Origin of the sequence: Streptococcus mitis (assembly GCF_001579035.1) — a bacterium.
In the GTDB taxonomy this organism is placed as follows: Bacteria; Bacillota; Bacilli; order Lactobacillales; family Streptococcaceae; genus Streptococcus; species Streptococcus mitis_J.
Genome location: NZ_KQ970287.1, coordinates 166,439 through 175,083, shown reverse-complemented (window position 1 = coordinate 175,083; position 8,645 = coordinate 166,439). Strand labels below are relative to the sequence as shown.

The window sequence follows — 8,645 nt, the reverse complement described above, 5'->3', positions numbered from 1 at the left end:
ATAACCCTATTCTATCATATTTTGGATCGAATTGTAAATCGTTTACATATCCAGAATGAGACAAAAAGATTGAAGGAAGTTGCGTTACAATAACTCCCCCTTCAATCTCTTTCAACTTTTATAAGCAACTTGTATTTCATCTAGGACTACAGCTATCATTACCATGATAAAACAATTTATTGTCTATCATCAGACGCATTGTCAGCGCTATTTCTTTACTTTTAAATATTTCACTATCAATAGGATTCCCAACAAAATGTTTAAATAAAAGCCCAACTGATACGTTTTTGTCAGGAATTCCAAACTTGTCCAAAGTCGTATCAAATCTTCTAGTGACATGCGGAAGAAATAACCCTCTGTAGCAATCCATAGAACTAAAAAGAAATAACTACCAGCAACAAGCCATTTCGTCCACCGTTTTTTTAGGAAGAAAGCAATCAAGAGCGAACAGATAAAGACAGCTGTTACAATGGCATGTTCCATCAAAAAAGTAAAACCGTAATAGGTTTCCACAAAACGTCTACCATTATCCGCATTGGCTCCTTTTATAAAAGGTAAGGCAAAACTTAAAATAAAACAGAGTTCCAATATATAATTTTTTAAGATTTTCATGACACACCTCCTATAAGTTGTGAACTAAAAAGCCCCCTTTATAAGCTTATAAATCAGTAGAATCTATCTCCTATTTCATCAATAAATTGATCAGTCTTTATCTATCTCTATCATATAATATTGATGTACCAGTGTCAAGAAACCGCTTTATTTTTTTAGCTTTTTATGGTATGATAGACAAAATATCTAGGGGAAAACAAATGACCAACGAATTTTTACATTTTGAAAAAATCAGCCGCCAGACTTGGCAATCTTTACATCGAAAGACAACACCTCCTTTGACAGAAGAAGAATTGGAATCTATCAAGAGTTTTAATGACCAAATCAGTCTTCAAGACGTTACAGATATCTATCTCCCCTTGGCTCATCTGATTCAGATTTACAAGCGAACTAAGGAAGATTTAGCCTTTTCAAAAGGGATCTTCCTTCAACGTGAAAGCAAAGCCCAGCCTTTTATTATTGGGGTTTCTGGGAGTGTTGCTGTTGGAAAATCAACAACCAGCCGACTACTTCAAATCCTACTGTCCCGTACGCTTACAGATGCTACGGTTGAGTTGGTTACAACTGATGGTTTTCTCTATCCCAATCAGACATTGATTGAGCAGGGGATTTTAAATCGCAAGGGATTTCCCGAAAGCTATGATATGGAAGCTCTTCTCAACTTCTTGGACCGCATCAAAAATGGACAAGATGTAGATATTCCTGTCTATTCGCATGAAGTCTACGACATCGTACCCGAAGAGAAACAAAGTGTCAAAGCTGCTGATTTTGTGATTGTTGAAGGAATCAATGTCTTTCAAAATCCACAAAACGAACGTCTCTATATCACTGACTTCTTCGACTTTTCCATCTATGTTGATGCTGGAGTAGATGATATTGAGAGTTGGTATCTGGACCGTTTTTTGAAAATGCTGAGCCTAGCCCAAAACGATCCTAATAGCTACTATTATCGTTTTACACAAATGCCGATTGGGGAAGTGGAATCCTTTGCCCATCAAGTCTGGACCAGTATCAATCTCACAAATCTACAAAATTATATTGAACCAACCAGAAATCGTGCGGAAGTGATTCTTCATAAAACAAAGAACCATGAAATCGATGAAATTTACTTAAAAAAATAATTTTCCCTTGTCAAAACGTAAGTTTTCAGATATAATGGTATAGTTAGTAAATATGGAGGTAAGAACATTGGCAAACATTAAATCAGCTATCAAACGCGCTGAATTGAACGTTAAACAAAACGAAAAGAACTCAGCTCAAAAATCAGCTATGCGTACTGCTATCAAAGCTTTCGAAGCAAACCCATCTGAAGAACTTTTCCGTGCTGCTAGCTCAGCTATCGATAAAGCAGAAACTAAAGGTTTGATTCACAAAAACAAAGCAAGCCGCGATAAAGCTCGTCTTTCAGCTAAACTTGCTAAATAAGAAACAGTCCATAGAGGCTGTTTTTTTGTCTCTAAATAGGAAAAGGTAGAAAATGAAAATCGCAATTATCGGATATTCTGGTTCTGGTAAGTCAACGCTAGCAGAAAAGTTATCTAACTACTACTCCATTCCAAAACTACACATGGACACACTCCAATTTCAACCTGATTGGCAAGACAGTGATCGCGAATGGATGCTGACCGAGATGAAAAAATTTCTCACCAAGCATGAAGCTTGGGTCATTGATGGGAATTATTCTTGGTGCTATTACGAGGAAAGAATGCAGGAAGCTGACCAAATCATCTTTCTCAATTTTTCTCGCTGGAATTGTCTGCTACGAGCCTTTAAACGTTATCTCACATACCGAGGCAAGGTCAGAGAAAGTATGGCAGCTGGTTGTCAAGAACAATTTAATTGGGAGTTTATCAGATGGATTCTCAGGGATGGACGAACAAAAAATGCTAAGGATAGATACCAATATTTAAACAATACTTACCCAGAAAAGATGCGTATTCTCCATTCTCAAGCAGAGATTGATTGTTTTTTGCAATCTCTTAAAAAATAGACGGTAGAGCAACATTTCATTAAGGTCACAGTATGGACTGAATGACTAAAAAAGGAAGATTTTCATCCAGAAAGTCTTCCTTTTGTGTTCTCTTTTATTCTGCAATCAATGTTTCCAAACCGACCTTCATCATATCAGTGAAGGTGTTTTGACGTTCTTCTGCAGTTGTATCTTCATCTGGATTAACCAAACTATCTGAAATAGTCATAATAGCTAAAGCATCAACATGGTGTTGAGCAGCAAGATAGTAAAGAGCCGCTGCTTCCATTTCCACAGCCTTGACTCCCCATTTACCAAGTTCGATGTTCTTTTCAAAGTAGTTTGAGTAAAAGACATCAGATGATAAAACGTTCCCAACGTGGGTTGTCATACCAAGTTCTTTGGCGATATGGTAGGCCTTGTCCAGCAAGTCAAAGCTAGCGATTTGTGGGAAATCATACTGTGGCCAGTCATTACGGACGATGTTTGAGTTGGTTGCAGCCGCCTGCGCCAAAACCAATTCACGGACGTGAACATCTTCATTCAAAGAACCAGCAGTTCCCACACGGATCAATTTTTTCACTCCGTAGTCAACAATTAACTCACGCGCATAGATAGAGATGGATGGCATTCCCATCCCAGTTCCCATGACAGATACACGGTGACCCTTGTAAGTACCAGTGTAACCAAACATGTTACGCACTTCGTTAAAACAAACAGCATCTTCAAGGAAATTCTCCGCAATAAATTTCGCACGAAGAGGATCTCCAGGAAGAAGAATTTTATCAGCAATTTCACCCTGCTGAGCAGCAATATGGATAGACATAATATAAGATACCAAACCCGTCAAAAAGCAAAGGGAAAATAGGAGTTGGGTGCAGTGAGCGATGCTCGCTAGACCAACTATCTTTTTCCCACTGCTTTTAGGGTGGGTTCAATTCCTTTCTTTCTTAATTTTGATGATATTGAGAAGATTAGACCGGCTTCAATTCAAGCCCGAATTCCACTTCTCTTCTGAGTTTTTAGAAAAGTTTTCCGCTCGTGTTCAAATCAAAACACACGCTCTACCTTTCTTTTTTTATATTTTATAGCTAGGAACAATCGGATTCAATCAAGACTCCGATAAGCCTACTTCTTTTTTATTTCAAACAGTTATTGATAAATTGACAATAGTTTTTAATCTTTTAAGATAAATCTTTGATTAGAAGAAACGGTCGTTCTCTATCTTATTACTCTATTCTTTGACTTCTGACACAGTATATTAGCCCAAGAAAAGCGGTCTAATATTTTTGCAAATTCATAGGCTAAAATAGCTGTTACTAAGAGATACGGAAGAGAATCTAAAGCTAGCCCAGTGAAACCTATTACTAATCCAGTTGCAGACCAGGGAGCCCTCAAGGTCACAGACAAAAAGCAAACCGATCCCAAAAGCAAAATACTTGGCTGGCTATCCCCACCTAGAATCATTCCAAAAAGAGCAGCTCCAGCCATACCCAAGGCAAAAGATGGCGTAAGTGTACCACCATAGGCCCCTGCCCACAGAGTAATAAGAACGACCAGTGCTTTTAGGATAAACAAGAGGAATACTGTTTTGCCATTGCTACCATTCAATACTTCCTGAGCCATCATACGTCCATTTCCAAGTAGATGTGGAAAATGACTTGCCAACCCAGCAAGACAAAGAAAAGCTGTAGGCAATGTGAAAAGTACTCGTTTATCTTTTATCCTGTTTGAAGACACTTCTTTACTCAAGCGACCAAAAAGCCAAGCTAGTGGGGTTAAGAAAAAAAGTAATAAGGGAATAATCCACGTTTCCTTTAATGACCATGCAATGGCTGGAATCTGGTAGAGAGCCTGATCTGAAATAACCAAGCCTGCTGTATAGGTTGATACATAGGTAGTCAAACCGACTAAAACAACTCGTTTAATAGATAGAGCAATTCCTAGAGTTTCAAAAACAAAGAAGACACTTGTTAATGGAACCTGATAGACAGCTGCTAAACCAGCACCCACACCACAAGCAAGGAGAAAGATTTGATCCTTCTTAGAGAGAGAACATATTTTTCCAATTGGTCCTGCAAATAGAGTTCCAATCTCTCGTGGCGCAGCTTCTTTACCAATAGGTGCTCCCCCTCCAACTGCAATAATCTGCCAAATTGAATGAAATAGCTGTTTTAAAAAATGAAGTTTGTATTGTGAAGTCTCATCCTTCATCTGTGCTTTAATGGAAAAAATCTGTGATTTTTTTTGCAAGTAATACCAGACCAAGGATGAGCTGACACCCACGATTATTAAACTTAATCCTATCCGCGACGAGGAAACTCCATCTGTCAAGAATACAGTTTGATGCTCTGATTGACCAAAAGCTATCCCCTCTATCATCTTTAAAAGATAATGTAGAAAAATACCAGATAAACCTGAAACTATTCCTTGCAAAATGACTGCTAGGAATAATTTAAGATTATAAGGGAGGTTCTGAAAAATACTTCTCAATTCTTTTAACATAGTAATAATTCAGCAAAAACGGATTTCAGTAAGCCTTTAAAATCACCTTTAACACACTCAGTCACTTCTATAACCTCTTCGTGGTTAATCTCTTCTTTGAAACCAGTAGTATAGTTAGTAATACATAAAATTCCTATAAGTTTCAAACCTGAGTAGGCTACAACAATAACTTCAGGAGCAGTTGACATTCCGACCACATCTGTTCCAAGCATCTTATAGGTACGAATTTCTACTCGTGTTCAAATTAGAACACGCGCTCTACCTTTCTGTTTATACTCTTCGAAAATTTCTTCAAACCACGTCAACGTCGCCTTGCTGTATGTATGGTTACTGACTTCGTCAGTTATATCCACAACCTCAAAACAGTGTTTTGAGCTGACTTCGTCAGTTATATCTACAACCTCAAAGCAGTGCTTTGAGCAGCCTGCGGCTAGTTTCCTAGTTTGCTCTTTGATTTTCATTGAGTATTAATTTTGTTCTTTCACAGAGAGCTACCTGAGTTCTATTCAAGCTCAGGTAGTACTTCTCTTATAAACTAAATCATCTCATTATTAAATAGTAGGATTTTTTACAAGACATCGTCATCAGAAATCTTAGAATTTAATGTTGTTCCCCAATGGGTAATTTTACGGTGGGGTTGAGCTAAAATTGGTCTGTTTTCATAGATTGTTTGCCATCTATTCCATAGTAGACCTGTCTTTTTCTCAATCTTAATTCGCAGATTTCTCATATTTTCTTTGATTGGGAGGTTGAGGACAAAACCTGCAGTCTGGTTGCGACCGTTTCCTTCCCAAGAACGACTACGAACAACTTGGTTTCCATCTTTGTCTACTGTAACTTCTTCCCAAGTTATAGAGTAGCGAGCAATGTAAGCTCCACTATGTTGAATTGTCAATGTTTTGTCTTTTGCAGGAGTCTGACTGATTGGTTGAACTGGCTTAGAAACTTGTGTCGCCGTCTCACCATTCGTAGCTATAAAGCGGAAAACTTCTACTTCTGCAAGACTGAGGGCTTGATTGTTCTTACGTAGTTGCACACGAACACGGCGTCCCAATTTCCCATTTAATTGAACATCCAAGCTCGTTCCGTCAAGTTTAGAAACATACTGTCTAGCAACTTCTTTCCCTTTTTCATCATACAAAATCACATCAAAGTCTGACAGACGTTTAGAAAGCTCTCCATCCCCACGGTTATGAAGTCGGACAAGCCCAACCTGTTCTGTACGACCTAAATCAACTTCCCACCAAGGCTGGTTTTCAAATTTTGTATGGGTAATTGATTGCTGGCTATAACTACTATTGGTATTGCCATCCAAGGCACGACTAGCATCTCCTCCAAAATCAGTAGAACTTTGCTTAGCTTGTTTTTTCCAAGCGATATTCTCAGCACGGTATACTTGGACTTCTGCAAGACTGAGGGCATTATAGCCTTCTAGCTCAATTCGAACATAACGCGCTTTTTTATGGTTAAACGCAATTTGTGCTGATACATCTTTAAGAGATGTTATGCGTTTTCTCTCAATTTCTTTACCAAAACTATCTAAAAGAATGACATCAAAGTTTGCCAATCTATCCTGGGCAGTGTCTGTTCGGTTGTAAATATTGATTTGGCGAATGGTTTCTTCTTTAGCCAAATCTACTTGCCACCAAGGTTTAGATTGGAAGTTGGTATGAGTGACAGAATTGTGACCATAGTTACCATCAACTTTGCCATCCACAGCTCTTCTAGCATCTCCTCCGAAAGCTGTCGAACTTTGAGTAACCTGTTTTCCTAAGGCAATATTTTCCATTGGTTCAGCGCTTGGTTGACTAGAAGATTGAGGCAGAGCCTGTTTCTTAAAGAATCGCACTTTATCCAATTTCGGATCACGATAACCATGTTTATCCAAGGTAGCTCGTTTACCAATATTAAAGTTAGGAATATCATTCATTCGACTTTCAAAATAGCCACGAGAACGGTGTTTAAAGCGTGAATTACCTGTAAATGTAACAATATCACGATCGTTATGAATCAAGGGAGTCACAACATTATCATTATCAACCACATAATGCTTAATTTTTCCACTAACAGCTAATTTACGGCTTTCCAAACCAACATCCCAGAAACCATTCTTAGCATTCCAAACAGTTCTGGAAGTAATCACTTTAGGAGCACTGAAAGTCGTCACTTTCCGCAATACATGGTTATAAAAATCAGGATATTTTTGGTAAGCTTCCACCGCTGCAATCTGAGCTAGGTAGCCTCCAAGAGAATGACCTGTCATATACAACTTGGTAATACTTGTATCCTTGGCTAATTCCCCAACAACCTTACGGATATCATCCGCTTGAGCTGGTTTATTTCCACCTAATAAAACCAAATCTGCACTTAAGTCCTTGGCGTCATTAACTCGCGTTCCACGAATAGCCAACATGTGCACCGTTCCATCTTTGAGATAAGGAAGGTCGCTCTTGGTCTCAAATAAGAAAGCATCCAAGCCACTATCTGTATGGTAGGCTTTTTTCATTTTCCAGAAAGGAGCCAATTCATTGTGCATGAGTTTGTATTCTTGACGATCAAGATAGAGACTCGGGAAAGGATTCTTATGATCTAAAATTTTCCCAATATAATCATCGTCTCGATAGGCTAGCTCCATAAAGAGAAGAGAATCACGGTCTGTGACATACCATTCTTTCTTATTGTCATCTTCTCCATCTGCCAAACCATCCCCATCACTGTCTGCTAGCAAGGGATGACTGTTATATCCTAGATAATCCTTACCATCTTTGTTGTACACATAAAGTTCATCTTTGTTTTTGATGCCATCTTGGTCATCATCCCCTTCCAAATCAAGAACTTTTTCACCATAGAGAGATTCATCAATCAAATCATTTTCTAAATGCAATTCCCCTTTGGAAATCTTCACCAAATCTTCTGCTGTTAAAGAACGAGTATTTGTTGGTTTTTCTGTCACAGCTTCTTCTTTAGTTTCTTCTACAGGAGCATGAATAGGTGAGTCTTGAGCTGGCTCTGTTATCTCTACTTTTGACTCTTCCCTTTTGTTTTCAAGAACTTCACCTACTTCTGGAAGCGGTTGAGGAGCTAGTCTTGGCTCCTCTCTAAGAGGAGTTTCTAGTTTTGGAGCAACATTTTCCGGCTCTCTCAATTCCTCCTTAGAATCTAGCACTCTTGTTGCCACTTCAGATGTTACATCTTGCTTTAGTTCATTGGCTGAAATTCCAGCTGGAGCTAGAAATGCAAAGCCGACTGCAACAGATACAACTCCGATACTTAATTTTTTTATGCCAAAACGCATAATTCGTTGACCAATTTTCATTATTTCTTATCTTTCTTTTCGTTTATTTATAATCAGACTCAAGCGAAATCTCCTTGTCCCCTATATGGGACAAGGCTGAGAAATTCAGAAAGTAAACTCATTCTTATCTTTCCTTATCATACTAGTCTGCTTGGCTAGGAAGCTAATTCCAGCTTCCTAGATTCTTGTCTTTCACAATGCTGGCTATCAGACTCTTTCAGGTACAAGAGTAGGAAGAAACCCATAGTCTACCTATGTTTCTTC

8 protein-coding genes and 1 pseudogene are annotated in these 8,645 nt (G+C 38.4%); 3 read left to right on the top strand and 6 right to left on the bottom strand.

Annotation, left to right across the window (positions count from 1 at the left end; all coding sequences use genetic code 11):
- Window positions 1-207 precede the first annotated feature (207 nt).
- Window positions 208-612: a hypothetical protein gene (locus SMIDD26_RS05315; protein ID WP_061439356.1), complete on the bottom strand. Its 405-nt coding sequence runs from the start codon at window positions 610-612 to the stop codon at window positions 208-210.
- A gap of 200 nt (window positions 613-812) precedes the next feature.
- Between SMIDD26_RS05315 and coaA the strand changes: the two genes are divergently transcribed.
- The 3 genes from coaA (at window position 813) to SMIDD26_RS05300 (ending at window position 2,602) form a co-directional block, all read left to right on the top strand.
- The gene (gene coaA / locus SMIDD26_RS05310) at window positions 813-1,733 is read left to right on the top strand and encodes a type I pantothenate kinase (protein ID WP_061439354.1); all 921 of its coding nucleotides are present in this window, start codon (window positions 813-815) and stop codon (window positions 1,731-1,733) included.
- Between the two features lie 67 nt (window positions 1,734-1,800).
- Window positions 1,801-2,037, top strand: a complete 237-nt coding sequence (gene rpsT, locus SMIDD26_RS05305) for a 30S ribosomal protein S20 (RefSeq protein ID WP_001274000.1) — start codon at window positions 1,801-1,803, stop codon at window positions 2,035-2,037.
- 52 nt (window positions 2,038-2,089) lie between these two features.
- A complete protein-coding gene (locus tag SMIDD26_RS05300) occupies window positions 2,090-2,602 on the top strand; it encodes a DNA topology modulation protein (RefSeq protein ID WP_061439352.1) in 513 nt (170 codons plus the stop codon).
- A gap of 94 nt (window positions 2,603-2,696) precedes the next feature.
- Here SMIDD26_RS05300 and deoD read toward each other — a convergent pair whose 3' ends face one another.
- The 5 genes and pseudogenes from deoD to SMIDD26_RS13580 all read right to left on the bottom strand — a co-directional run bounded on the left by deoD (window position 2,697) and on the right by SMIDD26_RS13580 (window position 8,402).
- Complete coding sequence (gene deoD / locus SMIDD26_RS05295) at window positions 2,697-3,407, bottom strand: purine-nucleoside phosphorylase (RefSeq protein WP_000022097.1); 711 nt, start codon at window positions 3,405-3,407, stop codon at window positions 2,697-2,699.
- Between the two features lie 395 nt (window positions 3,408-3,802).
- On the bottom strand, window positions 3,803-5,086 hold the full coding sequence (locus SMIDD26_RS05290; RefSeq protein ID WP_061439349.1) for a chloride channel protein: 1,284 nt from the start codon (window positions 5,084-5,086) through the stop codon (window positions 3,803-3,805).
- Window positions 5,080-5,325 (bottom strand): annotated as a pseudogene (locus SMIDD26_RS05285) (purine-nucleoside phosphorylase); the annotation flags it as partial. The pseudogene SMIDD26_RS05285 and the gene SMIDD26_RS05290, both read right to left, overlap by 7 nt.
- Window positions 5,326-5,547 carry a hypothetical protein gene (locus SMIDD26_RS05280; RefSeq protein WP_061439345.1) on the bottom strand — a complete coding sequence of 74 codons (222 nt, stop codon included), beginning with the start codon at window positions 5,545-5,547 and terminating at the stop codon, window positions 5,326-5,328.
- 107 nt (window positions 5,548-5,654) lie between these two features.
- Window positions 5,655-8,402 (bottom strand): galactose-binding domain-containing protein, encoded by a 2,748-nt coding sequence (locus SMIDD26_RS13580; RefSeq protein WP_134990174.1) that lies wholly within the window; start codon window positions 8,400-8,402, stop codon window positions 5,655-5,657.
- Window positions 8,403-8,645: the final 243 nt, after the last annotated feature.